The organism is Ralstonia mojiangensis, assembly GCF_023955645.1.
Lineage (GTDB): Bacteria > Pseudomonadota > Gammaproteobacteria > Burkholderiales > Burkholderiaceae > Ralstonia > Ralstonia mojiangensis.
On record NZ_JAMXHU010000001.1, the window covers coordinates 471847 to 498433 of the forward strand.

22 protein-coding genes are annotated in these 26587 nt (G+C 64.4%); 17 read left to right on the forward strand and 5 right to left on the reverse strand.

Going from position 1 to position 26587, the window contains the following annotated elements; translation table 11 throughout:
* The first annotated feature begins 38 nt into the window (after positions 1 to 38).
* Together NG898_RS02250 and NG898_RS02255 are read left to right on the forward strand one after the other, a co-directional pair.
* A complete protein-coding gene (locus NG898_RS02250) occupies positions 39 to 1535 on the forward strand; it encodes a cobyric acid synthase (RefSeq protein WP_252690903.1) in 1497 nt (498 codons plus the stop codon).
* Positions 1536 to 1612: 77 nt separating this feature from the next.
* A complete protein-coding gene (locus NG898_RS02255; protein WP_252690904.1) occupies positions 1613 to 2278 on the forward strand; it encodes a ParA family protein in 666 nt (221 codons plus the stop codon).
* A gap of 48 nt (positions 2279 to 2326) precedes the next feature.
* Here the strand turns inward: NG898_RS02255 and panC are convergent, their stop codons facing one another.
* The 3 genes from panC to NG898_RS02270 are packed head-to-tail and all read right to left on the reverse strand — an operon-like array spanning position 2327 to position 4326.
* Positions 2327 to 3178, reverse strand: coding sequence for a pantoate--beta-alanine ligase (gene panC / locus NG898_RS02260; protein ID WP_045202854.1), 852 nt, complete (start codon positions 3176 to 3178; stop codon positions 2327 to 2329).
* Positions 3179 to 3216: 38 nt separating this feature from the next.
* Positions 3217 to 4098, reverse strand: a complete 882-nt coding sequence (locus tag NG898_RS02265) for a segregation and condensation protein A (protein WP_092972906.1) — start codon at positions 4096 to 4098, stop codon at positions 3217 to 3219.
* Positions 4099 to 4137: 39 nt separating this feature from the next.
* Positions 4138 to 4326: a DUF3460 family protein gene (locus NG898_RS02270; protein WP_024975037.1), complete on the reverse strand. Its 189-nt coding sequence runs from the start codon at positions 4324 to 4326 to the stop codon at positions 4138 to 4140.
* A gap of 237 nt (positions 4327 to 4563) precedes the next feature.
* On the opposite strand from NG898_RS02270, the gene NG898_RS02275 reads away from it, so the two are divergent.
* The 3 genes from NG898_RS02275 (at position 4564) to NG898_RS02285 (ending at position 10906) form a co-directional block, all read left to right on the forward strand.
* Entirely contained in the window at positions 4564 to 6351 is a 1788-nt protein-coding gene (locus NG898_RS02275) for an autotransporter assembly complex protein TamA (RefSeq protein ID WP_252690905.1), read from the forward strand.
* Positions 6352 to 6359: 8 nt separating this feature from the next.
* Positions 6360 to 10268 (forward strand): translocation/assembly module TamB domain-containing protein, encoded by a 3909-nt coding sequence (locus tag NG898_RS02280; RefSeq protein WP_252690906.1) that lies wholly within the window; start codon positions 6360 to 6362, stop codon positions 10266 to 10268.
* A gap of 95 nt (positions 10269 to 10363) precedes the next feature.
* Complete coding sequence (locus NG898_RS02285) at positions 10364 to 10906, forward strand: hypothetical protein (protein WP_252691604.1); 543 nt, start codon at positions 10364 to 10366, stop codon at positions 10904 to 10906.
* A gap of 579 nt (positions 10907 to 11485) precedes the next feature.
* On the opposite strand, the gene metG is transcribed toward NG898_RS02285, so the two are convergent.
* Both metG and NG898_RS02295 read right to left on the reverse strand, forming a co-directional pair.
* Positions 11486 to 13555 carry a methionine--tRNA ligase gene (metG, locus tag NG898_RS02290; protein ID WP_252690907.1) on the reverse strand — a complete coding sequence of 690 codons (2070 nt, stop codon included), beginning with the start codon at positions 13553 to 13555 and terminating at the stop codon, positions 11486 to 11488.
* Positions 13556 to 13859: 304 nt separating this feature from the next.
* Positions 13860 to 14489: a YiaD family glycine zipper/OmpA-like lipoprotein gene (locus tag NG898_RS02295; protein WP_154206677.1), complete on the reverse strand. Its 630-nt coding sequence runs from the start codon at positions 14487 to 14489 to the stop codon at positions 13860 to 13862.
* 206 nt (positions 14490 to 14695) lie between these two features.
* Between NG898_RS02295 and apbC the strand changes: the two genes are divergently transcribed.
* The 12 genes from apbC (at position 14696) to NG898_RS02355 (ending at position 26530) form a co-directional block, all read left to right on the forward strand.
* The gene (gene apbC, locus NG898_RS02300) at positions 14696 to 15784 is read left to right on the forward strand and encodes an iron-sulfur cluster carrier protein ApbC (protein WP_252691605.1); all 1089 of its coding nucleotides are present in this window, start codon (positions 14696 to 14698) and stop codon (positions 15782 to 15784) included.
* 10 nt (positions 15785 to 15794) lie between these two features.
* On the forward strand, positions 15795 to 16334 hold the full coding sequence (locus tag NG898_RS02305; protein WP_252690908.1) for a DUF3305 domain-containing protein: 540 nt from the start codon (positions 15795 to 15797) through the stop codon (positions 16332 to 16334).
* A gap of 11 nt (positions 16335 to 16345) precedes the next feature.
* Entirely contained in the window at positions 16346 to 16915 is a 570-nt protein-coding gene (locus tag NG898_RS02310) for a DUF3306 domain-containing protein (protein WP_252690909.1), read from the forward strand.
* An 81-nt stretch (positions 16916 to 16996) separates the two neighbouring features.
* Complete coding sequence (locus NG898_RS02315) at positions 16997 to 19156, forward strand: 4Fe-4S binding protein (protein ID WP_252690910.1); 2160 nt, start codon at positions 16997 to 16999, stop codon at positions 19154 to 19156.
* 44 nt (positions 19157 to 19200) lie between these two features.
* Entirely contained in the window at positions 19201 to 19872 is a 672-nt protein-coding gene (locus NG898_RS02320) for a TorD/DmsD family molecular chaperone (protein WP_252690911.1), read from the forward strand.
* Between the two features lie 233 nt (positions 19873 to 20105).
* A complete protein-coding gene (locus NG898_RS02325; protein WP_252690912.1) occupies positions 20106 to 20357 on the forward strand; it encodes a ubiquinol-cytochrome c reductase iron-sulfur subunit N-terminal domain-containing protein in 252 nt (83 codons plus the stop codon).
* A 67-nt stretch (positions 20358 to 20424) separates the two neighbouring features.
* Positions 20425 to 23430 (forward strand): molybdopterin-dependent oxidoreductase, encoded by a 3006-nt coding sequence (locus tag NG898_RS02330; RefSeq protein ID WP_252690913.1) that lies wholly within the window; start codon positions 20425 to 20427, stop codon positions 23428 to 23430.
* A gap of 16 nt (positions 23431 to 23446) precedes the next feature.
* Positions 23447 to 24115 carry a formate dehydrogenase FDH3 subunit beta gene (gene fdh3B, locus NG898_RS02335; RefSeq protein WP_092972929.1) on the forward strand — a complete coding sequence of 223 codons (669 nt, stop codon included), beginning with the start codon at positions 23447 to 23449 and terminating at the stop codon, positions 24113 to 24115.
* On the forward strand, positions 24112 to 24357 hold the full coding sequence (locus tag NG898_RS02340) for a hypothetical protein (protein ID WP_092972931.1): 246 nt from the start codon (positions 24112 to 24114) through the stop codon (positions 24355 to 24357). Before fdh3B ends, NG898_RS02340 begins: the two co-directional genes overlap by 4 nt.
* A gap of 31 nt (positions 24358 to 24388) precedes the next feature.
* On the forward strand, positions 24389 to 25552 hold the full coding sequence (locus NG898_RS02345; RefSeq protein WP_252690914.1) for a formate dehydrogenase subunit gamma: 1164 nt from the start codon (positions 24389 to 24391) through the stop codon (positions 25550 to 25552).
* A gap of 35 nt (positions 25553 to 25587) precedes the next feature.
* The gene (locus NG898_RS02350; RefSeq protein ID WP_252690915.1) at positions 25588 to 25905 is read left to right on the forward strand and encodes a hypothetical protein; all 318 of its coding nucleotides are present in this window, start codon (positions 25588 to 25590) and stop codon (positions 25903 to 25905) included.
* 82 nt (positions 25906 to 25987) lie between these two features.
* A complete protein-coding gene (locus tag NG898_RS02355; protein WP_092972937.1) occupies positions 25988 to 26530 on the forward strand; it encodes a superoxide dismutase family protein in 543 nt (180 codons plus the stop codon).
* Positions 26531 to 26587 lie beyond the last annotated feature (57 nt).

A 26587-nucleotide genomic window follows, 5' to 3' on the forward strand; every position in this document is an offset into this window, starting at 1 on the left:
GCGGTCAGGCGCGACAAGGTGGGTGCGATAATCCGCGCATGTCGAAAGCTCCATTTCCTGTGCCGCCGGACTCGCTTCGGGGCACGCTGATGATCCAGGGCACCACGTCCGATGCCGGCAAGAGCACGTTGGTGGCCGGCTTGTGCCGCGTTGCGCATCGTGCGGGTGTGCGCGTGGCGCCGTTCAAGCCGCAGAACATGGCACTCAACAGCGCCGTCACCGCAGACGGTGGCGAGATCGGCCGCGCCCAGGCGTTGCAGGCGCAGGCGGCGGGCGTTGCCCCCACGGTCGACATGAACCCCGTGCTGCTCAAGCCCAACAGCGACACCGGCGCGCAGATCATCATCCACGGTCAGCCGCGCTTCGACCTCGATGCCCGCGCGTATCACGACTACAAGCCCACCGCCATGGCCGCCGTGCTCGAATCGCACACACGGCTGCGCGCGCAGTACGACCTCGTGCTCGTGGAGGGCGCCGGCAGCCCGGCGGAGGTCAACCTGCGCGACCGCGATATCGCCAATATGGGCTTTGCCGAAGCCGTCGATTGCCCCGTCGTGCTCGTTGCCGACATCGATCGCGGTGGCGTGTTCGCCCACCTTGTCGGTACGCTCGCCTGCCTGTCCGAGAGCGAGCGCGCACGCGTGGGCGGGTTCATCATCAACCGGTTTCGCGGCGATATTTCACTGCTGACGCCCGGGCTCGACTGGCTGACCGCGCAGACGGGCAAGCCGGTGTTGGGTGTGCTGCCGTATCTGCACGGCTTGCATCTTGACGCGGAAGACGCGGTGCAGACCGCGCAGCGCGCAGCCTCAGCCGATGCGCTGCGCGTCGTCATTCCAGTGTTGCCGCGTGTGTCCAACCACACCGATTTCGACGCGCTGCGCGCGCACCCGCAGGTGGACGTTCGACTGGTCGGCCCCGGCCAGCCGATTCCGCCTGCCGACCTCATCATCCTGCCCGGCAGCAAGAGCGTGCAGGCCGATCTCGCCTGGCTGCGCGCCAATGGCTGGGAAGCGGCCATCGCACGGCATCTGCGCTACGGCGGCAAGCTGATCGGCATCTGCGGCGGCATGCAGATGCTGGGGCGGCGTTTGCATGATCCGCAGGGGCTGGAAGGCGCAGCTGGCAGCGTCGAGGGTTTCGGCTATCTCGATTTCGAGACCACGCTTGAGGCCGCCAAGCAGTTGCGTCAGGTGCGCGGCACCCTGGCGGAGGGCGGTGCGGCCATCGCCGGCTATGAAATCCACATGGGCGTGACCGAGGGGGCAGCTCTCGCACGCCCCGCCGTGCAACTCGACGATGGCCGCACAGATGGCGCGATCTCCGCCGACGGGCAAATCCTCGCGACTTACCTGCACGGCTTGTTCGACGCGCCCGAGGCGTGCCGCGCGTTGCTTGCCTGGGCCGGTGTGCGCGATGCGCAGGCGCAGGACTACGCCGCATTGCGTGAGGCATCGCTCGAACGTCTTGCCGACACGTGCGAAGCGCATCTGGATCTCGCCACGCTGTTCCGAACGCTGCCACGTGCAGGCTGAGCCATAATTACCGGATGGACAGATCTGCCGAGTGACTAATTCGGCACACATGATTCGACGAGCGCAAGGAGGCAGGCATGCCGGTGGCCGTTGTAGCGAATCCGAAGGGCGGAGTGGGCAAAAGCACGCTGGCCACCAATCTGGCCGGCTACTTTGCGGCGCGGGATCACGCCGTGATGCTGGGCGACACCGATCGCCAGCAGTCGTCACGCGAGTGGCTGGCCTTGCGCCCGGAAACCGCCAAGCCCATCCGCACGTGGGAAATCAACGCCGACCACATCGCCAAGCCGCCCAAGGGTACGACGCACGTGGTGCTCGATACGCCGGCGGGCCTCCACGGCTGGCGGCTGGGGGATCTCGTCAAGATGTCCGGCTACGTGATCGTGCCGCTGCAGCCTTCCATGTTCGACATCCTCGCCACGCAGGCCTTCCTGCGCAAACTGGCTGATGAAAAGCCGGTGCGCCATGGCGAGGTCAAGCTGGGCGTGGTCGGCATGCGCGTCGATATGCGCACGCGTGCCGCTGAACAGCTCCAGCGTTTCGTGCAGGGGCTGGAGGTGCCAATCCTGGGTTATCTGCGCGATACGCAGAATTACGTGCAACTCGCCGCGCACGGCCTGACGCTGTGGGACGTGGCGCCCTCGCGGGTGGCCAAGGACGTGGAGCAGTGGAGTGGCATTCTCGACTGGCTGGGTGAATCGCCCACGCAGGCGAGCGTTACCGACACGTCGGCGGCGGCATGAAAAAAGCCCGGCAGTGCCGGGCTTTTTCGCGGGACGAGGCTGCGTCGCTCAGATTTCGAGGTTATCGATCAGGCGCGTCTTGCCGAGTTTGGCGGCGGTCAGCACGACCAGCGGCTCGCCTGCTGCGATGTTCTCGGGCGTCGGCTTCTGCAGGTCGGAACGGCGGCGCACGGCCACGTAGTCGGGCTGCCAGCCGCGGCCACGCAGGTACTCCATCGCCTTGGTGGTCACTTCTTCGTGCGAAGCCTGGCCTTGCAGCACGGTTTCCAGCACGTCCTGGCGCACCTGGTGCAGCGTGCGGTACAGCTCGGGTGCTTCTGCGCGCTCTTCGTTGGTCAGATAGACGTTACGCGACGATAGCGCCAGGCCGTCATCCGCACGCACCGTTTCGGCGGGGATGATATCGACCGGCAGCGCAAACTGATGTGCCATGCGGCGTACGATCATCAGCTGCTGGTAGTCCTTCTTGCCGAACACGGCCACGCGCGGTTGCACGCAGCAGAACAGCTTCATCACCACCGTGCACACGCCCTTGAAGAAGCCGGGGCGGAATTCGCCTTCCAGCGTGTCGCCCAGGTCGTGCGGCGGGTCGACGCGGTATTCCTGCGGCTCGGGGTACATGTCGCGCTCGGTGGGCGCAAACAGCACGTACACGCCTTCTTTCTGCAGTTTTTCGATGTCGTCCTGCAGCGTGCGCGGGTATTTGTCGAAATCTTCGTTCGGGCCGAATTGCAGGCGGTTCACGAAAATGGACGCCACCACCGGATCGCCATGCTGGCGTGCCAGGCGCATCAGGCTCAGGTGGCCCTCATGCAGGTTGCCCATGGTCGGCACGAAGGCGACGCGGTTCTGGCCGCGCAACTGGTCGCGCAATTCCTGGATCGACGAGATGACTTTCATAGTTGTTGTGTGATTCGGCCCGGGTCAGGTCGGACGAATTACGTCGGAGAATAGGCGAGGCGCACGTAAATGGGTGCGTATGGTTCGGCCTGTGTGATTTCGAGCAGCGATTCGCGCGAAAGCTCGAGCATGGCGACAAAGTTGACGACCACGATTGGCGCGCCCTTGCCGGACTGGATCGCTTCTTCGAACAGCTCGGTGAACTCCATGAACCGCGCGTGCTGCAGGCGGCGCAGGATCTGGCTCATGTGCTCGCGCACCGATAGCTCTTCGCGCGAGATCTTGTGGTGCTGCGTGAGCTTGGCCCGGCGCAGCACGTCGGCCCAGGCGACACGCAGGTCGTCGGAATTGACGTCGGGGTAGCGCGGCGCGAGGCTTTGCTCGATATAGACCTGCGCGCGCAGGAAATCGCGGCCAAGTTGCGGCACGGTATCGAGCTTCTGCGCGGCGAGCTTCATCTGCTCGTACTCGAGCAGGCGCCGCACCAGTTCGGCGCGCGGGTCTTCGGGCTCGGTGCCTTCGTCGGTCTTCTTGACCGGCAGCAGCATGCGCGACTTGATCTCGATGAGCATGGCCGCCATCAGCAGATATTCAGCAGCCAGTTCAAGATTCGTCGTGCGGATCTGCTCGATGTATGCCAGATACTGCCGTGTGACTTGCGCCAGCGGAATGTCCAGCACATTGAAGTTCTGGCGGCGGATCAGGTACAGCAGCAAATCCAGCGGCCCTTCAAATGCTTCGAGAAAGACCTCGAGCGCATCGGGCGGGATGTAGAGATCCTGCGGGAGCTTGAACAGCGGCTCGCCGTAGAGCCGCGCAAAGGCGAGGCCGTCGACCTGCGCGGGCGTGGAATCCTGATCGGGCGCCACGCTTGGCAGCTCGACGGGCAGTGGCAGCTTGTCCTGCGCGGAAGTGGTCATGCGGCGGTGAGCCTGGCGGGCCGAGGGCCGGTCGGCCGATCAGTCCAGCGAGTAGACGTACGGCTTTTGCGGCACGCGGGCGGACTTGGCACGCGCGCGCTCTTCCAGGTCGATCGGGTCCTTGTCCCACAGCAGGGACCGGCCTTGGCGCTGCTGCGCTTCCAGGTCGGGCTTCTGGGTCTTGAGTTCTTCCAGGAACTGGGTGATCTCGGACTTGTAGAGGGCCATGGCGGTATGTGATGTTGGATGATCTTGCCCGCACGGAAAGCTCCCGGGCGGAAAACCGGCGCATTTTACCGTATTGGCCGGCGTAAAGGCCTTGGGCACGGCACGTGCGAAACCCTGTCGGCCGATTCGGAAGGCCGCGTTCGTTGCAATTGCCTGGGCACCGGCGGGGGGCGGTATGGTCAAATACGCCTTTCCTTCGACTCAGCCTGCCCGTGGGGCGGCGCCACGCTTGCCACGATGACCGGCTCCAATCGACCATCGCGACCGTCACGACCACCACGCTTTTGTTTCCTGGGTTTGCCCGCCGCCGCGCTGGCGGCCGGCTTTGTGCTGTCCCTCGCCTGCGTCCCGGCGCACGCTGAATACGATGTCAAGATCGATGCGCCGAAGTCCATTCGCGACTTGCTTGAGCGCCATCTGGACCTGTCGCGTTACAAAGACCGCAAGGACATCACCGACGACCAGCTCCAGTACATGGTCGAGACCATTGGCGACCAAGTCACCAAGCTGACGGCCACCGAGGGCTATTTCGTGCCGAAGGCGACCGCGAAGTTGGACGGCCCGCCGGACCACCGCGTGGTCAACGTGAAGGTCGAGCCCGGCCCGCGTACCACCATCGATACCGTGGCGCTGGACTTTACCGGCGCCATTACGCAAGACGCCAAGCGCATCGACGAATTGAAAAAGTCGTGGAGCCTGCAGCACGGCATGGCGTTCCGCCAAGCGGGCTGGGACAAGGCCAAGGACGACGGTCTGGCCGCGCTGCAGAGCAAACGTTATTACGCGGCCAAGCAGATGTCGTCGCAGGCGCGTGTCGATCCGGATGAAAGCAAGGCGGACCTGTCGGTGGGCTATGACAGCGGTCCGGCCTACACGCTGGGGCCGCTCGATGTGCAGGGTTTGTCGCGCTACCCGATCAGCATCATCAATCACGTGAATCCGCTGCGCGTGGGTGAGGACTACTCCGCCGATCGTCTGCAAGCGTTGCAGGCCGCCATCCAGGGGCAACCGTATTTCTCCAACGCCATCGTTGACCTGGGCGACGACCCGAAGAACCCGGTCAACGCGCCGGTGCGGGTGCGCGTGCGGGAGTACCCGCCCAACCGCATCACCAGCGGTGTGGGTTACGGCACGGACACAGGCGCCTCGCTGGAAGGGCGTTATCAATATCTGAACCTGTTCAGCAAGGCTTGGGTGCTCGACACGCAGGCCCGCATCGAACAGCGCCGCCAGTACCTGTTTGCCGGCGTGACCGTGCCGCCCGACGACAAGCAATACGTCAATAGCCTTTACACCAGCATGGACCGCACCGACACCTCGGGCACCGAGACGCGCAGCTATCGGTCCGGCTTCAAGCAGACGCGCGTGCGCGGCATCTATGAGACGTCGTTCACCGTTGATTTCTACTACGACGACCTGCGGCCCGATGGCGCCGAGCGCCAGTTGAGCAAGGCGCTCGTTCCGGGTTTCGCCTGGACGCGCCGCGATGTGGACGACCCGCTGTTCCCGCGCCGCGGGAACATCATCACCACCCAGATCGGCGCGGCAGTCAAGGGCGTGCTGACGGACCAATCATTCGTGCGGTCTTACAGCCGCATTCGCCAGTTCGTGCCGGTGGGGCAGCGCGATATCTTCGTTGCGCGCGGCGAGTTGGGCGCGGTCATCACGTCCGGTTCCGGCGATGGCGTGCCGGCCACGCTGCGCTTTCGCACGGGCGGCACGCAGTCGGTGCGCGGCTACGACTTCCAGAGCATCGGTAACGACGTCAACGGCAGCACCTTGCCGACCAAGTTCCTCGTCACGGGCGGGCTGGAGTATCAACGCTGGTTTCTGCCGCAATGGGGTGCCGCCGTGTTCTGGGATACCGGCACCGCCACCGACAACTGGTCGGAGCGCCGCTGGTTCAACGGTGTGGGTGTGGGCGTACGTTGGAAGAGCCCCGTGGGGCCGATCCAGCTCGACATGGCCTATGGCATCCAGCAGAAGCAGTTCCGGCCGAGCGTCTCGCTGGGCATCGCGTTCTGAATATGACGATGACCGATCAGCAAACGCCTGAACCCAAGCAACCCAACGCACCACGCTCCGAACGTGCCAAGCGCGGCTGGGGCCGCCGCACGCTGCGCTGGTTCGGCGCCTTTGTTGCCCTTGTGCTGGTGATCGTGCTGGGGCTGGCCGGTTGGCTGGTTTGGGCCATCCATTCGCAATCGGGCACGGCGCAGTTGTGGTCGCTCGCTACGCGCTTTGGCAACGCTTATGTGTCGGGCAAGCTGGAAGGCGGCACGGTGCGCGAGGGCCTGTCGCTGCGCGATCTGCACGTGCGCGCCGGCAGCACGGAAGTGCGCATCGACCATGTGGAGGGCCGCTGGGCCATCACGCGTGGCCCGTGGCATGCGCACTTCGCGTATCTCCGTGCCGGCAATGTCGAGGTAATCCTGCATCCGACGCCGCCCACACCGCCGAGTGGTCCGCCCAATTCGCTGGTGCTGCCGCTGGCACTGGATGTGGACCGCCTCGCCGTCGAGCGGCTTGCCATCCGGCAGGGCACGTCGACCACCGAACTGAAATCGATTGCCGGCAGCCTGCACACCGATGGCACGCACCACAACGTGCTGCTCGACGGCATGGAGACGCCCGCAGGCAAGCTCGCGGCCACGCTGCGTATGACCGGTACGCGCCCGTATCCGCTTACCGGGGCTGCCACGCTGGCCACGCAGTTCGAGGTGAACGGGCAGAAGCAGGATGCGTCGGTGTCGGCGCAACTGTCGGGCTCGCTGGAAGCGCTGCATATCGAGGCGACCGGCACAGGCGCCAAGCTGACCGCGCAGGCGCTGATTGACGCCACGCCGTTCGGCGCGTTGCCGTTGTCGCGCGCAGTTGTGTCAGCGGAGCACGTGAACCCGCGTGCGTTTGCGCCGGGCGCGCCGGAAGCATCGTTGTCGATCCATGCGGACCTGCGCCCCGACGAGAAGGCCAAGACGCTGACGGTCGCCGGCCCCATCCAGATCGACAACGCGCAGCCCGGCACGCTCGACAAGCAGAAACTGCCGCTGCAATCGCTGCGTGCACAGGTGCGGCTGAACGAAAACGATCAGCAACTCACCGGGCTGGATGTGCGGCTGCTGGGCGGCGCGGTGCTCACGGGTGGCGCCGATGTGCAGAAGGGGCATGGCGCACTGCGCGTGGATGTGCGCCAGCTCGATCTGCAGGCGCTGCACGCATCGCTGGAGAAGACGAAACTCGCTGGCCCCATCACCGTCGATTTTGCGGGCGGCACGCAGCATGTGGCGCTCGATCTGGCGGGCGGGGACATGCGTGCGCAAGCGAAAGCCGTGCTGGATGCGGCGCAGGTTGCGGTGGAGAGCGCCCAGGTGTCGCTGGGGCGCTCGCGGCTGACGCTGGCGGGCACGCTCAAGCACGACGATGCGCAGTCGTTCGCCTTCAAGGGCAACCTGGCGGAGTTCGATCCGTCGCGGCTGGCCAAGGTGGCCAAGGGCCGCATCAATGCCGAGTTCGATGCGCGCGGCACGCTCGGTGAGCCGATCGACGCCGCCGTCAAGTTTGCAGTGCGCGATAGCGATTACGCTGGCTTGCCGATGACCGGCGACGGCAACGTCCACGTGCGCGGCGAACGCCTGCTGCCCAGCGACGCCAAGCTCGACGTGGCCGGCAACAAAGCCAGCCTGCGGGGCAGCTTTGGCGGGGCGGGCGACCGCATGCATGTCGACATCGATGCGCCGCAGCTCGCCCGCCTGCAGCTTGGGGTGAGTGGGGCGCTCACCTTGTCCGGCGATGTCTCCGGCACGATCAAGCGCCCGCAGGTGGATGCCACGTTCCGCGCCAATCAGCTTGCCTATCAAGGGAACAAGATCGACACCGCCAACGGCCGTGCGCAGATCCGCGACGGGCTCGATGGCCCATTGTTGTTCGAGCTGACCGCGCAGCGTGTGACGGGGCCGAGCCTGTCGTTGCGAGAAGTGCATGCCACGCTGGACGGCACGCGACGCGCCCACCGCTTCCGCGCCGACGCCGACGGCAACGTACGCAACCAGCCGTTCAAGTTCGCGCTGGCAGGCGACGGTGCGCTGACACCCGGCAAGGATGGTGATGGTTGGGATGGCACGATCTCCACGCTGTCCGCGCAGGGCGAGCCCAACCTGCAGCTCAAGGCTCCGGTGAAGCTTTCGGTGGCACCGGGCCGCCTGATGATGGGCCGTGCAGACCTGACGCTGGACCAGACGCCCATCCACGTCGAGCGTGTCGAATCGGCCCAGGGCCACGTGCGCAGCGCCGGCCGCATTGACGGTTTGCAGATTGCGAGGGTGCTGGAGCTGGTGCGCACATGGACGGGCCAGGCTCCGCCGGTGCGCACGGATCTCGTCGTCGACGGCCAGTGGGATCTGGATCTCGGCAGCACAGCCACCGGCACGGCGCGCATCGCCCGGCGCAGCGGCGACCTGTCGATCAACGCCGGCCGTGGTTTCACGCCGCTAGGCTTGACCGAAGCGACCGTCGAAGCGCGCGGCGAAGGCATGCGCCTCGGGCTGCGCGGCACTGTGCAATCAACGCGCGTCGGCAACCTTTACCTTGATGCGGGCGTCGGGCTCGTGCGTGATCCTGGCCCGGGCACGTTGGCGCTTATGGCGCCCTCGTCGCCGCTTTCCGGCGGTTTGACGATCAGCCTGCCGCATCTCAAGAGCATTGGAGATCTGCTTGGGCCCGACGTCGCAACGGACGGGCAGCTTGCGGCCAGCCTGACGTTTGCGGGCACCGTGGGCGCACCCAAGGTGAGCGGCTTCATGACCGGCCAGGACGTCGAGGTGGCGCTGTATGACCAGGGCATCCGCCTGACCAAGGGCGTCGTGCGTGTGGCGCTCGACCAGAACGTGGTCGACCTACAAGAGGTGGTGTTCCACGGCGGCGACGGCACCGTGCGCGCGCAGGGCCGCGTGCAGCTTGGCGAGGCGAACCCGAATCTGGCAGGCTCCATCGTTGCCGACAAGCTGCAGCTCTTTGCCGATCCGGATCGCACGCTGGTGCTGTCGGGTCAGGCGCGCATCGCCAACGACAATGACCGCGTGGCCATTACCGGCAAGTTCAAGGTCGACCGGGGCCTGTTCGATTTGCCGAAGGACGGCGCACCGTCGCTTGGCGACGATGTGGTCATCGTTCGTCGTGCCGACGCCGCCCGCAACCAGGCCGAACGCGGCGTCAAGCGCGAAGAAAAGCCGGCTGGCCGCTTCAGCCCGGTGGTGGATGTCGATGTCGATTTTGGCGACAACTTCCGCTTCAAGGGTGCCGGTGCAGACCTCTCACTTGGCGGCCAGATGCACGTGCACAGCGAACCGCTTGTGCCCCTGCGCGGCACCGGCACGATCTACGTGCGCGAGGGCAGCACGTACGAAGCGTTCGGCCGTAAGCTGGCCATCGAACGGGGCGTGCTGAACTTCGTGGGGCCGATCAACAACCCGTCGTTCAACATCACCGCAATGCGGCGTAACCAGGAAGTCGAAGCCGGCGTGCAGGTGACCGGCACGGTGCGCCAGCCGCGCGTCAAGCTCGTCTCCGAGCCCAACGTGCCCGATGAAGACAAGCTCTCCTGGCTGATGTTCGGCTACAGCGCATCAAACGCTGGCCTAGGCCAGCAGCAGGCGATGTCCGGTGCGGCACTCGGCCTGCTGGGCAACGTGGCAGGCAAGAATGTGGCACGGCGCTTCGGGCTCGACGAGTTTTCGATTGGGCCATCCACCGCTGGCCTGACCGACCCGCAGGTGGTGAGCCTGGGCAAGGCAATCTCGGAGCGCATCACGGTTGGCTACGAGCAGAGTCTCTCGACGGCCGATTCCATCGTCAAACTGACGTGGCAGTTTTCGCGGCGGTGGTCGGTGGTGGCACGCGGCGGTACGATCAACGGCGCGTCGGTCCTGTTCAACAAGCGTTGGTAATCGGTTGGCCCGGCTGCCAGAATGGCGGCGGATACATGTTTCGCACGAGGAGTTCCATGCCGCATCTTCGTCAACTCGCACAAGTGGGAGTCACCATGGGCGTTCTGGCTTCATTGCTGGGGCTGTTCGGCTGTGATCAGCAGAAGGTCGACCAGGCTGTGGATCGCGTGGGCGATGCCGCCAAGCGGGCATGGCAATCGGCCAAACCGGACAACCTGCTGTTTAAGGGCATCGTGGCAGGGCAATCCACCGAAGACGATGTCAGGGCCACCGCCGGTCAGCCCGAGATGATTTGGGAGAACGAAGGCGGCACGCGGCAGCTTGAGTATCCGCGCGGGCCGGAAGGGACTTCAACGTGGATGGTGACGATCGGGCCTGACGGGCACGTGCAGAAGATCGAGCAGGTGTTGACTGCCGAGAATTTTGGGCGCGTGCGGGTGGGGCAAACGAAAGACGACATCCGCCGGATGCTGGGCAAGCCGGGGAAGGTTGAGGTGTTTAAGCTGAAGCAGGAAGAGGTTTGGGGGTACCGGTGGATGGAAAGTGTCACCGAGCGGGCGTTCTTCAATGTGCACTTTGGGGCGGATGGAAGGGTGACTACGACGTCGCGGAGTGATAATCGGTTGAACGGGGCGTAGCTGATTGCGGTTTGGGCCTTCGCCATGAGGATGTTCTTGTGGTGCATCTCTTGTTTCATCCCCTGCCGGGGCTGACTCACTTTCTTTGGTCTTGCCCAAAGAAAGTAAGCAAAGAAATGCGCGCCCAAGATGGCGAAAGACTCCTTGAATTTATGTCGCAGGGAGGGGAAGGGAAAAACTCGCTTCGCTCAGACAGTTTCCCTTCCTTTTTCCTCCCTGCAACAGAAATTCAAGGCGCCATCTAGGGCAGGAAAGTCAAAAGACAGAAGCCAAACCTTCTGGGTGCCAGCCCAAACGACAAAGGCCAACCATGCGACGGGTTGGCCTTTTTCTTTTGACGTTGAGCCCTTGATGGCGCCTTGAATTTTTGTGAGCGGGCGGATCAAGGAAGGAGGCTGTCTGAGCGCAGCGAGTTTGCCTCCTTCCCCGCACGGTCACACAAATTCAAGGGGAAGTCGCCATCTCGGGCGCGCCTTTCTTTTGCTTACTTTTCTTTGGCAAGACAAAGAAAAGTAAGTCGGTCCCGGCAGGGAACGAAAGGGAGGTGGACCACCAAGCCCAACTCCCCATCAAACCAAATCAACGCACCCGCATCCCCGGCACCGCCCCAGAATGCGGCTCAAGAATATAAAGCCCAGGCTGAGCCTTCTCATCAGCAGCCGAAGCCGCCAACACCATCCCTTCCGACATCCCGAACTTCATCTTGCGCGGTGCCAGGTTGGCAACCATCACGGTCAGCTTGCCCACGAGATCTTCCGGCGCATATGCCGACTGGATGCCAGAAAACACATTCCGCGTCTGCCCTTCACCCACATCCAGCGTGAGCTGGAGCAGCTTGTTTGATCCCTCCACGCGCTGGCAGGCGACGATCTTGGCCACACGCAGGTCGATCTTGGCGAAGTCGTCGATGGTGATGGTCTCGGCCATCGGCTCGATGGCGGCAGCGCCGTTGGCGGTAGCAGCCGGGGCATCGGCGGTGGCCTGCAGCGACTGGCGATTTGCCTCCACCAGCGCATCCACCTGCTTCTTGTCCACGCGCGTCATCAGGTGCGAGTACGGCTGGATCGGCTTGGCCGACGAGAGTTGCGAATCGATCGAGCGCCACGTCAGCGGCTCAACGTTGAGGAACGCTTCGATGCGCTCAACCGTGGTCGGCAGAATCGGCTTGAGATACACGGCCAGCAGGCGGAACGCTTCCAGCGCGACCGAGCACGCGGCGTGCAGCTTTTCGCGGTTGGCTTCGTCCTTGGCCAGGTCCCACGGCTTTTCGGTGTCGACAAACGCGTTGACGGCGTCGGCCAGTTCCATCACGGCACGCAGTGCCTTGCTGTACTCGCGCTTTTCATACAGATCGGCGATTTGCGGGGCCGCTTCGCGCAGTTGCACCATCAGCGGGTGGCCCAACGCGGCGTCGCTCACGCGGCCTTCGAAACGCTTGACCAGGAAGCCCGCCGAGCGGCTGGCGATGTTGACGAACTTGCCCACCAGATCGCTGTTCACACGGGCGATGAAATCGTCCATGTTCAGGTCCAGATCTTCCATCGTCGCGTTCAGCTTGGCGGCGAAGTAGTAGCGCAGCCATTCCGGATTCAGGCCGGTGTCGATGTAGCTCTGTGCGGTGATGAACGTGCCGCGTGACTTGCTCATCTTGGCGCCGTCCACGGTCAGGAAACCGTGCGCGAACACGTTGGTCGGCGTGCGGTGGCCCGAAAACTTCAGCATCGCCGGCCAGAACAGTGTGTGGAAATACAGGATGTCCTTGCCGATGAAGTGGTACTGCTCGGTGGTCGAGTGTTCGTTGATCCACGCGTCGAAATCGAGACCGCGCTTGGCGCACAGGTTCTTGAAGCTGGCGTAGTAGCCGACCGGCGCATCCAGCCACACATAGAAGTACTTGCCCGGCGCGCCCGGAATCTCGAAGCCGAAGTACGGCGCATCACGCGAGATGTCCCAGTCCGACAGCTTGGCCTCGCCTTCGTCGCCGAGCCATTCGCGCATCTTGTTGGTCGCTTCGGGCTGGGCCAGGTCGGCCACCCACTCACGCAGGAAGTTTTCGCAGCGCGGGTCAGACAGCTTGAAGAAATAGTGCTCCGACGACTTGCGCACTGGCGTCGCGCCCGACACCACGGAATACGGATTCTTCAGATCGGTCGGCTGGTACGTCGCGCCGCACACTTCACAGGAGTCGCCGTACTGGTCTTTCGCGCCGCACTTGGGGCATTCGCCCTTGATGAAGCGGTCCGGCAGGAACATCTCCTTGACCGGGTCGTAGAATTGCTCGACCTCGCGCACGTCGATCAGACCGGCGTCCTTGAGCTTGAGGTAAACGCTCTGGCACAGCTCCTTGTTTTCGTCGGAGTCGGTGCTGTAGTAGTTGTCGAACGAGACGAGGAAGTTGTCGAAGTCGCGTTTGTGTTCCGTCCAGACGCGTTCGATCAGTTGGCGCGGTGTCAGGCCTTCCTTCTCGGCGCGCAGCATGACGGGCGTGCCGTGCGTGTCGTCGGCACCCACGTAGTAGGTCTCATGCCCCCGCATGCGTTGGAAGCGCACCCAGATATCGGTCTGGATGTACTCGACCAAGTGGCCGATGTGAATCGGCCCGTTGGCATAGGGCAGGGCGGAAGTGACGAGGATGCGACGTTCGGACATGGGCAGGCCAGAAAAGTGCGGGCGGGCCGCAAACAATGCGCGGCGCGCGGAGAAACGCATATTTTAGCGCGCCCGGCGGCGGCGAGCCTGTCCGGGAGCAATCTGCGGAATCGCGGGTGTCATCGTTGGATTGGCCCATGCGTCACGATGCCGCGCCTGGTGTGACCCAAAAAAAAGCGCCGGTCAGAGCCGGCGCAGCTTTCCACAACGGAAAAGGAGGAGAAATCAGGTACCGCCCGGGAGGTCAGCCACGCATCGCGAGCCAGCAACGTGTGGCAAGCGGCACCTGTTTTCTATGACAGGGTTAGCCCTGAATTGGTTTCAAATAAATTTCGACGCGGCGATTTTGGGCGCGGCCGGCCTCCGTGGCGTTGTCGGCAACGGGCTGGTTCTGGCCGCGGCCTTCAGACGAGAGACGGTTGCGGGCCACGCCACGGTCGGTCAGGTAGCTCGCCACGCTCTGCGCACGCTTTTGCGACAGCGTCATGTTGTAGTTCGGGTTGCCGGTGCTGTCCGTGTGCCCGACCACATTGGCGGCCAATTCCGGATGTTGCGTGAGCGTTTGTGCCACGCTATCCAACGGGCCGCGGAACGACGGCTTGATCACCGCGCTGTCGGTGTCGAACGAAACCTGGCTCGGAATGTTCAGCTTGAGCGAGCCGTCGGGCTGCTCCGAAATTTGCGTGCCGGTACCGGCGGTATCGCCAGCCAGCTTGGACTTGATGGCGCCCCAGTTGTAGCCGACGGCTGCACCGGTTGCCGCGCCCAGCGCACCGCCAATGGCGGCGCCCTTGCCGTTGCCGACCAGCGCGCCGATGCCAGCGCCCACGGCCGCGCCAACGCCGGTGCCCATGGCGGTCTGGTTCTGCTGTTCGGTCGCACAGCCTGCGGCCAGCAGGGCGATCAGCGAGACGGAAATAAGCTTGGCTTTCATGGTTTCTCCTACGGGTAACGGGATCGGTTCTTGTGAGTTTGCCGATATCCGGCGCATCAGAGGGATATTGGGGGAGGAATCGGACGAACGACGCGCCGGCAAAATACAATAGCAAAACAGTACGTAGAGTGGCCAGGGCGCCGCAAAGTTCATGCCGCGTCACCGTTGGCCCGTCCCCCATTCGCATTAGATTTGTGGAGCAAATGTTGAGCGTAACCATCGAACAGATCACCGAAGCGCTGCGCGGCGTGGTGGATCCCAATACCGGGCGCGACCTCGTGTCGTCCAAATCGGCGCGCAACATCCGGGTCGATGGCGGCGAGGTGTCGCTCGACGTGGAACTCGGCTACCCCGCCAAGAGCCAGTTCGAACCGATCCGCAAGCTGGTGATCGGGGCGCTGCGCCAGGTGCAAGGTGTCGAAAATGTGAGCGTGCAGGTGTCAATGAAGATCGTCGCGCACGCGGTGCAGCGTGGTGTGCACCTGATGCCGAATGTGAAAAACATCATCGCCGTGGCTTCGGGCAAGGGCGGGGTGGGCAAGTCGACGACTGCCGTGAACCTCGCGCTGGCGCTGTCGGCGGAAGGCGCCAATGTCGGTATTCTGGATGCCGATATCTACGGTCCGAGCCAGCCGATGATGCTGGGCATCCAGGGCCAGCCCGAGTCGGCCGACGGCAAGACGATGGAGCCGATGGAAGGGCACGGCCTGCAGGCCAATTCGATCGGTTTCCTGATCGAGCAGGACAACCCGATGGTCTGGCGCGGCCCGATGGTGACCTCGGCGCTCGAGCAACTGCTCAAGCAGACCAACTGGCGCGACCTGGATTACCTCATCGTCGACATGCCGCCGGGCACGGGCGACATCCAACTCACACTGTCGCAGAAGGTGCCTGTGACGGGCGCGGTGATCGTCACCACGCCGCAGGACATCGCGCTGCTTGACGCCAAGAAGGGCCTGAAGATGTTCGAGAAGGTGGGCATTCCCATCATCGGCGTGGTCGAGAACATGGCGGTGTACTGCTGCCCGAACTGCGGCCACACCGAACACATTTTCGGCGCCGGCGGCGGCGAGAAGATGTGCGAACAGTACAACGTGCCGTTCCTGGGCAGCCTGCCGCTCAATCTGTCCATCCGTGAGCAGGCCGATTCGGGCCGTCCGACCGTGGTGGCCGACCCCGACGGCGCAATTGCTGGCGTCTACAAGCAGATCGCGCGCCGCGTCGCCATTGCCGTGGCCGAGAAGGCGAAGGACATGACGAGCAAGTTCCCGTCGATCGTCGTGCAGAACACCTGAGCGAAAAACCATGGATGCCAGCGAGCCGTTGCCCAACGATTGTCAGACGGAGCGCCCGTCCGTACGGGTAGCGGTGGTGCTGTGCCGCCGCCCGACGGCCAACCGCTGGCAGCCGTTCCAGTGGCGGCTGGAGGCTGTTGTGCCTGACCTGGGCGAATACGGCACCGCACCGCGCTGCCTGGATCACGCCGACGATGAGAAGGGCGACGAGCGTTGGCTTACGCCCGGCTTCTCCGTCACGCTGTTTCGCGACGAGGCTGAGGGTTATTACTTGAACGTGACCTCCGCCGCGCCCTGCTGGTTTGTGCTGTGGCGCCTGGGCGAATCGGGCACCGCTGACGAAGGCCGCGCGATTCCGCATACGGTTTCGCTGAGCTACAACGAGGCTGGCCGCTGGCTCGACGGTGGCGAGACGGTCGAAAACGTGCCGTTGGACGCCGCGGCGCTGGAGTGGCTGCAGGCGTACGTGGCCGAAAACTACCGGCCCGAGCCGAAGAAGCGGCGCCGGCCGGAGTCGTTCCTGCCGCCGGAAGACCGCGCAAAGTTCTGAGCGAAGCTGCCGTGAGCGACGAACCTTTCCTCTCGCGCTGGTCACGCCGCAAGGCCGCCGAGCGGCGCGGCGAACCCGAACCGGAAACGGCCCCGCCCGCAGAGCCGGCGCCCGCCGTCGTGCCCGAAGTGTCGCCGCCCGAACCCACGCCCGAGGCGCCACCCCCGCTCACGCTGGAAGACGCCGCCAAGCTGACGCCATCCGATGATTTCGCGCCCTTCGTCGCGCACGGGGTGGACGAAACCGTCAAGCGCGCCGCGCTCAAGAAGCTCTTCGCCGATCCGCACTTCAATGTGATGGACGGGCTCGATACCTACATCGACGACTATTCGCAGCCCGACCCGATCCCACCTGAGATGTTGCGCGAACTGCGCCATACGGCGGGATTGCGGTTGTTCGAGCCGCTGGAAGAGGATGTGGCGACGCCGACAGGAATCGAACCGGTGTCGGACGCTTCGCCCGCCTCGCCCGCTGTGACCGGCGAGATTCCGCGGGAACCTGCCGATGCCGAATCGCCCCTCCTGGACGACCCCGCCCAGGCAACCCCGCATGGCGGTGCTAAGCCGCCGTCCGTAGAATAAAAAAGAAGACCGCGCGGCAAAGACCGTGCGGCCATGTCTCCACAGCCCGCGCCATGCACGTGGGCGCTCACGCACAAATCCATGCCGACGCTGCTCTGCAGTTGCAATCACACCATGCCGATCGATGCCGATGCGGTGGGCGACGCCTTGCGCGCGTCCGACGCCGCCATCGATGCGCCAGGCAAGACGCACCACCTGCTGTGCCGCCGCGAGATCGGCGCGTTCACACAGGCGCTGGAGGGCACGGAAGACGTCATCGTCGCCTGCACGCAGGAAAAGGCGCTGTTTGCAGAAGTGGCCGCGCAGCACGAGGGCGTGACCGCGCCGATCCATTTCGTCAACGTGCGCGAAACGGGCGGGTGGTCGGCGGGGGCCAAGCGCGATGCGCACGGTTTCCGTGCCAAGACTGCGGCGCTGCTGGCCGTGGCAGGGTTGCCGGCGCCGGACCCGGTGCCCGTGGTCGACTACCGCTCCGACGGCAACGTGTTGATCGTCGGTCCTGCCGAGCGTGCGATGCCGTGGGCCGAACGCCTGGCCGACCAACTGAGCGTGACGGTGCTCGTCACCGGGCGTGATCGCGCAAAGGGTCTGCTTGTCCCGCCGATGGAGCGCCGCTGGCCCGTCCACGCGGGCGAACTGCAGGAGGTGAAGGGCTGGCTTGGCACGTTCGAGGTGCAGTGGCGCAACCGCAATCCGATCGATCTTGACCGCTGCACTCGCTGCAACGCCTGCATCGATGTCTGCCCCGAAGGCGCCATCGACGCGCTTTACCAGATCGATCTGGACGCATGCCGCGACCATCGCGCGTGTGTAAAAGCATGTGGCGATGCGATGGCCATCGATTTCAGCCGCCTGGAAGCGCCGCAGGCGTTATCGGGCCAATTTGACCTGATCTTCGATTTGAACGATGCGCCAGCGTTTGCGCAGCATCAGCCGCCGCAGGGCTATTTCCACGCCGGCGCAGACGCAGGTCGTCAATTGACGGCATCGCTGGCACTGCTGCAAATGGTGGGCGAGTTCGAGAAGCCCAAGTTCTTCCAATACAAGGAATCCATCTGCGCGCACGGGCGTAATGGCCAGGTGGGCTGCGATGCTTGCGTGCAGGTATGTTCTGCGTCGGCTATTGCGTCGCAGTGGAAGGATGGCCGCGGCAGCGTGCACGTCACGCCCAATCTGTGCGTGGGCTGCGGTGCGTGTACGACCGCGTGCCCGACCGGCGCGATCACCTATGCGTATCCCAGCGCGCCGTACCAGGGACGCAAGCTGAAGACGCTGCTGAGCACCTATGCATCGGTGGGCGGGCGTGATGCCGTGGTTCTGCTGCATAACGGTGGGCGCGGCCGCACGCTGATCGAGCAACTTGGCCGGGCCGCCCGTATCGGCAAGGCGCAGGGCGTGCCGGTGAATGTGCTGCCGGTCGAGGTCTTCCATGCGGCATCGACGGGATTGGACCTGTGGCTTGCTGCGTTGGCTTACGGCGCCGCGCGCATCGCCATTCTGCTGACGGAAGACGACGCACCGCAGTACCGCGCGATGCTCGCCGAGCAGGTTGCCGTGGCGCAGGCCCTGCAGCAGGGGCTTGGCGAGCCGGCGGACGAGGCGGGCGTGGTGCTGATCGACGTGGCGGATGCGGCTGCGCTCGACGCGCGCTTAGGCCGCGCTGACGTGTCGGGCCCGCTGCGCGGCTTTCGCCGTGACATGCCGGCCGCCACGTTTGCGGTGGCCGCCGCCAAGCGCGAGACGCTGGATTTCGCGCTCGACCATCTTGCGCGTCACGCCAAGGCCACCGAGGCCGTCATCCCGCTGCCGGCAGGGGCACCGTTTGGCGCCATCACCGTGAACCGCGAAAGCTGCACGCTTTGCATGGCCTGCGTGGGCGCGTGCCCGTCGCAGGCGCTGCGCGATCAGGCCGAGCGCCCCGTGCTGGCCATGATCGAGCGCAACTGCGTCCAGTGCGGCCTGTGCGAAACCACGTGCCCCGAAAGCGCCATCGCCCTCGTGCCGCGTCTGAACCTGTCGGCCGAAGCTCGTCAATCGGTCACGCTTAACGAAGCCCAGCCGTTCCACTGCATCCGCTGCAACAAGCCGTTCGGCACCGCGCAGATGGTCACGACGATGCTGGCCAAGCTGGGCGCGCACCCGGCGTTTTCGGGCGCCGCCGCCGAGCGCCTCAAGATGTGCAGCGACTGCCGCGTGATCGACATGATGCAGCACGGCGAACGCCCCGGCGCCCCGCACTGAAAACCGCGCATTGAAGCCGCGCATTCAAGCCGATCTCTGATCCCATGACCGACGCCCAGCCCCTGCAATTCCAGCCCGCCGCCACGCCTGCCGACAGCGCCGAGGATCTCGCCCGTGCAGACCTGTACGGCCTGCTGGCCACGCTGTTCTTCCAAGCGGCAGACGCCGATTTGCTGCAGCGCATTGCCGCCGCGCCGCTGGACCCGATAGGTGACGACGATATCGCCCCGGCAGATGCGGAAGCCGCCGCCAGCAGCGCACTCACCCAGGCGTGGCGAAAGCTTGTCGCCCGCGCCGGCAAGACGACCGCCGTGCAGGCCGACGACGAATACACCGAGCTCTTCATCGGCGTCGGCAAGCCGGAGGTGTTCTTGTACGGCTCGTACTACCAGGCCGGTTTCATGAACGAAAAGCCGCTCGTTGTGCTGCGCGATGATCTGCGCCGCTACGGCCTGGCGCGCGCCGAGGGCGTCACAGAGACGGAAGATCACCTCGCTACGCTGTGCGAGGTCATGCGCTACCTCATCGCCGGGGACGATGTTGCCGTTGCGCGCATCGAAGAGCAGCGCGCTTTTTTCCAGCGCCATCTGGCCCCGTGGGTCGATACGGCTTGTGATGCTGTATTGCACCATCCGCGCGCCGCGTTTTATGCCGACGTGGCGGGATTGGCAAAAGCGTTTTTTGACGTCGAGCGGCTCGCGCTTGAATTGGCGTGAAGCCATCCCTTGGGTGCCTAAAAATCAAGCGGCAGGCCAAGAGCCACGCCCCGTCGGCGTCATGGCGGACCGGTTCAAACCGTACTCATTGAAAAAATTCATCGGTAAATCGTCAGGAAAATCCCGCGGTGAGGGGTTTTGGGCATGGTTTTCTCATGCCGTTACTCCTAAAATGTGTTCAAAAATTCCTATTACATTCGGTCATCGGTTTGAATGAGCCGGGGAGCATCGAAATGCCAGGTCCGAACACCGTCCCTCACGCCCGCCCCGAGGCAGATTCCGCTGAATCCGCCCCCACACGCCGCCGCTTCCTGATGGGCGCCGCCGTGGCCGCTGCCGCCGCAGGCACAGCCGCCACGGCCGGCCATCTGGTGCAAGCGCCCGCCGCCAGTGCCTCGCCCCCGGCTGACACCGCGGATGACGGCGCCACCGGCTACCGGCTGAGCGAACACATCCGCAAGTACTACAAGACGACGTGGATCTGATGCGGCTGCACGCGCGCCGCTCCTGCTCCATCGTCATTGCACGCACCCCACATCCTCAGGTGACCTCATGCTTCTGACCCGCAAACCGGCGGTACAGGACACCAAAGCCGCACTCGGCCGACGTTCAAACGGCCAGGGCGCCGCATCGCTTGCCGGCAGTCTGGCGCGCAGCCTGGCCGGCGCACTGCCGACCATGGACCGCCGCACCTTCCTCAAGCGCTCCGGCATCGGCGTGGGCGCAGGGCTGGCCGCGACGCAACTCTCGCTGGTGAAGAAATCGGTGGTGGGCGAGGCCCAGGCCGCCGAAGGCAAGGGCGACATCGTCGTGCGCCGCACGGTGTGCTCGCACTGTTCGGTCGGCTGCTCGGTGGATGCCGTCGTGCAGAACGGCGTGTGGGTGCGGCAGGAACCGGTATTCGACTCGCCGATCAACCTGGGTGCGCACTGCGCCAAAGGCGCTGCCCTGCGCGAGCACGGTCACGGCGAATACCGCCTGAAGACGCCAATGAAGCTCGTCGACGGCCGCTACCAGCGCATCAGCTGGGAGCAGGCGCTCAACGAGATCGTTGCCAAGATGAACACGATCCGCCAGGAGACCGGGCCGGATTCGTTCTTCTTCGTCGGCTCATCCAAGCACAGCAACGAGCAGGCGTACCTGCTGCGCAAGTGGGTGTCGTTCTTCGGCACCAACAACTGCGACCACCAGGCACGCATCTGCCATAGCACCACCGTCGCCGGCGTGGCCAACACGTGGGGCTACGGTGCGATGACGAACTCGTACAACGACATGCAGAACGCCAAGTGCGCGTTGTACATCGGTTCGAACGCGGCCGAGGCGCATCCGGTGTCGATGCTGCATCTGCTGCATGCCAAGGAAACGGGTTGCAAGGTCATCGTCGTCGACCCGCGCTATACGCGTACGGCCGCCAAGTCGGATGAATACGTGCGGATCCGTTCGGGCACCGACATCGCCTTCCTGTTTGGCGTCCTGTATCACATCTTCAAGAACGGCTGGGAAGACAAGCAGTACATCCACGACCGCGTCTACGGCATGGACAAGGTGCGCGAAGAAGTGCTCGCCAAGTGGACGCCGGACAAGGTCGAGGAAGTGTGCGGCGTGCCTGAGGCGCAGGTGCACAAAGTCGCCGAGATGATGGCGATGAACCGTCCAAGCACGCTGGTTTGGTGCATGGGCCAGACGCAGCACACCATTGGCAACGCCATCGTGCGAGCCTCGTGCATCGTGCAACTGGCATTGGGCAACATCGGCAAATCGGGCGGCGGCGCCAATATCTTCCGGGGTCACGACAACGTGCAGGGCGCGACCGACGTCGGGCCCAATCCGGATTCGCTGCCCGGCTATTACGGCCTCGCTGCGGGTGCGTGGAAGCATTTCGCCTCCGTGTGGGGCCTTGATTACGACTGGATCAAGGGCCGCTTCGCCTCGCAGGCGATGATGGAAAAGTCGGGCACCACCGTCTCGCGCTGGGCCGACGCGGTGCTCGAGAAGAATGACCTGATCGATCAGGACAACAACGTTCGCGCGGTCTTTTACTGGGGCCACGCACCGAATTCGCAAACGCGCGGGATGGACATCAAGCGAGCGCTCGACAAGATCGACCTGCTCGTGGTGATCGACCCATACCCATCAGCCACGGCGGCCATGGCCAACATGCCCGCCGCCGACGGCACGCCGCCCAATCCAAACCGTGCCGTCTACCTGCTGCCGGCCGCCACGCAGTTCGAAACGTCGGGTTCATGCACGGCATCGAATCGGTCGCTGCAATGGCGCGAGAAGGTGATCGAGCCGCTGTTCGAATCGCAGCCCGACCACGTGATCATGCAGGCGTTTGCCGATCGCCTCGGCTTCGGCAAGGAGCTGTCGAAGAACTACAAGATCACCGAATACAAACGCGCCGGCATGACGTGGCGCGAGCCGGAGATCGAATCGATCCTGCGTGAAATCAATCGCGGCAACTGGACGATCGGCTACACCGGGCAATCGCCGGAACGCCTGAAGGCCCACATGCGCAACATGCATCTGTTTGATGTGCGCACGCTGCGCTGCAAGGGCGGAAAGGATGCCGAAACCGGCTACGACCTCACCGGCGATTACTTCGGCCTGCCTTGGCCGTGCTACGGCACGCCGGAACTCAAGCATCCCGGCTCGCCCAACCTGTACGACACCAGCAAGCATGTGATGGAAGGCGGCGGTAACTTCCGCGCCAACTTTGGCGTGGAGCGCGACGGCGTCAACCTGCTGGCCGAAGATGGCTCGTTCTCGCTCGGCTCGGAGTTGACCACCGGCTACCCCGAGTTCGATCACGTCTTCCTCAAGAAACTGGGCTGGTGGGACGACCTGACCGACGCCGAGAAGAAGGCCGCTGAAGGCAAGAACTGGAAGACCGATTTGTCCGGCGGCATCCAGCGCGTGACGATGAAGCACGGCTGCCACCCGTTCGGCAACGCCAAGGCCCGCGCGATCGTGTGGAACTTCCCAGACGGCATTCCGCAGCACCGCGAGCCGCTGTATTCCACACGGCCCGACATGGTCGCCAAGTACCCCACGCACGACGACAAGAAGGCCTTCTGGCGCCTGCCCACGCTGTACAAGACAGTGCAGCAGCGCAATATCGAAAACAAGGTCTACGAGAAATTCCCGATCATCCTCACCTCCGGCCGCCTGGTGGAGTACGAGGGCGGCGGCGAGGAGACGCGCTCCAACCCGTGGCTTGCCGAGCTGCAGCAGGAGAACTTTGTCGAGATCAACCCAAAGGCCGCAGCCGACCGCGGTATCCGTCACAACGACTTTGTCTGGGTCAAGACGCCGACCGGCGCCCAGATCAAGGTGCGTGCGCTGGTGACGGAGCGCGTGGGCGTCGACCACGCCTTCATCCCGTTCCACTTCTCAGGCTGGTGGCAGGGCAAGGACCTGCTCGATTACTACCCGGAAGGCGCCCACCCGATCGTGCGTGGCGAGGCTGTGAACACGGCCACGACCTACGGCTACGACTCGGTGACGATGATGCAGGAAACGAAAACGACGGTCTGCCAGATCGAGCGGTTCGCATAAGGACGGGGAGATCAACATGGCACGCATGAAATTCATCTGTGACAGCGAGCGCTGCATCGAATGCAACGCCTGCGCCACTGCCTGCAAGAATGAACACGAGGTGCCCTGGGGCGTGAACCGGCGCCGCGTGGTCACGATCAACGACGGCATGATCGGCGCGGAGAAATCCATCTCCGTGGCGTGCATGCATTGCTCCGATGCGCCGTGCATGGCGGTCTGCCCGGTCGACTGCTTCTACCGCACCGAAGATGGCGTGGTGCTGCACGACAAGGACGTCTGCATCGGCTGTGGCTACTGCTCCTATGCCTGCCCGTTCGGCGCGCCGCAGTTCCCGAGCCAAGGGACGTTTGGCGTGCGCGGCAAGATGGACAAGTGCACGTTCTGTGCTGGCGGCCCCGAGAAGAACGGTAGCGAGGAAGAATTCGAGAAGTACGGTCGCAACCGCCTGGCCGAAGGCAAGCTGCCGCTGTGCGCGGAAATGTGCTCTACGAAGGCGCTGCTGGGCGGAGATGGCGATGTGATTTCCGACATCCTGCGCAATCGCGTCATGAAGCGCGGGAAGGGCGCGGAGTTGTTCGGGTGGGGCACGGCTTATGGCGGTGCGCAAGGTAAGGGCAGCCAAGCAACGCCGGCTACCCCGGCCGCGCCCGCCGCGCCTGCTTCAACGCCGGGAGCGCAATCATGACCGCCCGAGCCCGATCGACCAGTCTGCTGATCGCCCTTGGCGCTGCGCTGTTGCTCGGTGCCTGCGGTGAACGCTCGCAAACCGCATTTGCCTCGCACCGCAAGGACGATGCGCCAGCCTACAAGGGTGCGGAAGGCGATCCGTTCATGGCCAAGAACTGGACACCCGGTGACCGCACGAGCTGGGAAAACCAGATCCGCGCGCGCGGCCAGTACCAGAACGAGTACAACAAGACGCCGTGACGCCATGACACGTACGAGCGGAGGTTCGTCCATGGGCACTTCCTGGAAACATCTCGTGATGGCCGTGTTGCTCGGCGGCGCAGCAGCGTTGGCGAGCGCGCAGCAGCCGGCCAGTGCGCCGGTAGCCAACAACGCGCCCGTCAATCCGGCCGTACAACCGGCGCAGCCGTTCTCCAACATCGTCTCGGAGAACGTGTTTGATCTGCAAAAGCGCGATCTCGCCAAGGAGGCGCACGACCAGACCGGCCGCCGCACCACGCAACCCGGCAACAACGCGCCTGTCTGGCGTGAGGTGAACTCTGATCAGGCGCATTACGCCAGCATTCCCGGGCTGGAAGCCGGCGTGCTGATCCAGCGCACCGGGCAGAAATGGCGGCTGTTCCGCAATGGCGTGATCACCGTGTGGGGCGGTTGGCTCGTGGTGCTAGTGCCGCTGCTTGTCCTGGGGTTCTTCCTGTGGCGGGGCACGATTCCACTGAAGGAAGCGCCCACCGGCCGCAAGATCGAGCGCTTCACACCCACCGAACGCTATGTGCACTGGACGATGGCCATCTCGTTCGTCACGCTGGGCGTGTCAGGCATCGTCATGCTGTGGGGCAAGCATTTTCTGCTGCCTATCCTCGGTCACCAGTTGTTCGGCTGGCTGACGTACGTGCTGAAAAATCTCCACAACCTGGTGGGGCCGCTCTTTACAGTCAGCATCATCGTGGCCTTCGTGATGTGGGTGCGGGACAACCTGCCGCGCAGCGGTGATTTGAAATGGCTGCTGAGCCTGGGTGGCATGTTTGCCGGCGAACACGGCGCCGAAGTGCCGTCGCACCGTTTCAACGCCGGCGAGAAACTCTGGTTCTGGGGCGGGCTCGTCGTGTTTGGCCTAATCCTGTCGGCCTCGGGCTGGACACTCGATCGCATCGTCCCGGGCGTGGATTACTACCGCAGCACGATGCAACTCGCCGAGGTCATTCACGCGATCGCGGCGGTCGGCATGATCTGCATGTCGCTGGGCCACATCTACATGGGCACGATCGGCATGGAAGGCGCTTACCGCGCCATGCGTGATGGCTATGTCGACGAGGCCTGGGCGAAGGAGCACCACGAGCTTTGGTACGACGACGTCAAAGCCGGCAAGATCCCCGCGCAGCGGTCGCAACCGCCAGCGCCGCCAGCGCCGAGCGAGCAGCCCGCCAAGTCATGACGCCATCGACCGCCACCGATTCAAGGAATCTCACCATGCATGCATCCGCTCTGAGCCGCGCCGCAGGTATGGCACTTGCTGCCGCCATGCTGAGCCTGACAAGCGGACTGGCCAGCGCCAAGCTGCCGGCACCGACGGAAGAACAGAAGGCACAGGCAGACCTGGCGAAGGCCAAGGCAGCCTGGGGTGACAAGGTGGCCGCGTTCCAGACGTGCAAGGCCCAGGACAAGGTGGCGGCGTCCTACCAGGCCGGCGGCAAGGCTGCGCATACGCAACCGGGCGCGCCGTGCGTTGATCCGGGGCCGTTTGTTGCGCCGGTGCGTCCAGCATCTGCACCGGCGGCCAAAGGGTGAACCGTTGTTGCCAATGTTGCGTGTTCATCATCCGGCAGTACAATCGTCCGCTCCCCGAGTGAACCCTGACTGGAGGTGACACATGAAGCAACTCGTGATTGCACTCGCCGCGATCGGCCTGATGGCTGGCTGCGCATCGAATACCGCATCGACGGCCAAGGCGGCCGATTCGGGCATGGCGGCCTCGGCCGTGCTGGCGCCCAAGAGCGGCAGCACCGTGCAGGGCAGCGTGAAGCTGGCGCAGCAGGGCGACAATCGGGTTGCCATGGCTGTGGATATTTCGGGCCTGCCGGCCAACGGCATGTTCGGTTTCCACGTGCACGAGAAGGGCGATTGCTCGTCGGCGGATGGCAATAGCGCCGGCGGCCACTTCAACCCGACAGGCCAGCAGCATGGCGATCCGCGTAGCGGCGCGCACCATGCTGGCGATATCCCGATGCTGCAATCCGATGCCAACGGCAAGGCCGTCGGCTCGATCGTTCTTTCCGGCGTGACGCTGTCGCCTGGGCCTACCAGCCTGGTCGGCCATGCGCTGATCGTCCACGCAGGCAAGGACGACTACATGACCCAGCCCACCGGCAATTCCGGCGGGCGCATCGCCTGCGGCGTGATCGTGGCGAACTGATCGCCCGCACGCGGTACCTGCTCTGCGCGGGTACCGGCCGCACCATGCGCACGCTTG

Coding starts and splice junctions, on each gene's coding strand:
- NG898_RS02340 (WP_092972931.1), top strand. CDS start 24,112: ATGACCGCCCGAGCCCGATCGACCAGTCTGCTGATCGCCCTTGGCGCT.
- NG898_RS02270 (WP_024975037.1), bottom strand. CDS start 4,326: ATGGCCCTCTACAAGTCCGAGATCACCCAGTTCCTGGAAGAACTCAAG.
- panC (WP_045202854.1), bottom strand. CDS start 3,178: ATGAAAGTCATCTCGTCGATCCAGGAATTGCGCGACCAGTTGCGCGGC.
- NG898_RS02320 (WP_252690911.1), top strand. CDS start 19,201: ATGACCGACGCCCAGCCCCTGCAATTCCAGCCCGCCGCCACGCCTGCC.
- metG (WP_252690907.1), bottom strand. CDS start 13,555: ATGTCCGAACGTCGCATCCTCGTCACTTCCGCCCTGCCCTATGCCAAC.
- NG898_RS02255 (WP_252690904.1), top strand. CDS start 1,613: ATGCCGGTGGCCGTTGTAGCGAATCCGAAGGGCGGAGTGGGCAAAAGC.
- NG898_RS02285 (WP_252691604.1), top strand. CDS start 10,364: ATGGGCGTTCTGGCTTCATTGCTGGGGCTGTTCGGCTGTGATCAGCAG.
- NG898_RS02345 (WP_252690914.1), top strand. CDS start 24,389: ATGGGCACTTCCTGGAAACATCTCGTGATGGCCGTGTTGCTCGGCGGC.
- NG898_RS02330 (WP_252690913.1), top strand. CDS start 20,425: ATGCTTCTGACCCGCAAACCGGCGGTACAGGACACCAAAGCCGCACTC.
- NG898_RS02265 (WP_092972906.1), bottom strand. CDS start 4,098: ATGACCACTTCCGCGCAGGACAAGCTGCCACTGCCCGTCGAGCTGCCA.
- NG898_RS02280 (WP_252690906.1), top strand. CDS start 6,360: ATGACCGATCAGCAAACGCCTGAACCCAAGCAACCCAACGCACCACGC.
- NG898_RS02275 (WP_252690905.1), top strand. CDS start 4,564: ATGACCGGCTCCAATCGACCATCGCGACCGTCACGACCACCACGCTTT.
- fdh3B (WP_092972929.1), top strand. CDS start 23,447: ATGGCACGCATGAAATTCATCTGTGACAGCGAGCGCTGCATCGAATGC.
- NG898_RS02325 (WP_252690912.1), top strand. CDS start 20,106: ATGCCAGGTCCGAACACCGTCCCTCACGCCCGCCCCGAGGCAGATTCC.
- NG898_RS02350 (WP_252690915.1), top strand. CDS start 25,588: ATGCATGCATCCGCTCTGAGCCGCGCCGCAGGTATGGCACTTGCTGCC.
- NG898_RS02250 (WP_252690903.1), top strand. CDS start 39: ATGTCGAAAGCTCCATTTCCTGTGCCGCCGGACTCGCTTCGGGGCACG.
- NG898_RS02355 (WP_092972937.1), top strand. CDS start 25,988: ATGAAGCAACTCGTGATTGCACTCGCCGCGATCGGCCTGATGGCTGGC.
- NG898_RS02315 (WP_252690910.1), top strand. CDS start 16,997: ATGCCGACGCTGCTCTGCAGTTGCAATCACACCATGCCGATCGATGCC.
- NG898_RS02295 (WP_154206677.1), bottom strand. CDS start 14,489: ATGAAAGCCAAGCTTATTTCCGTCTCGCTGATCGCCCTGCTGGCCGCA.
- NG898_RS02305 (WP_252690908.1), top strand. CDS start 15,795: ATGGATGCCAGCGAGCCGTTGCCCAACGATTGTCAGACGGAGCGCCCG.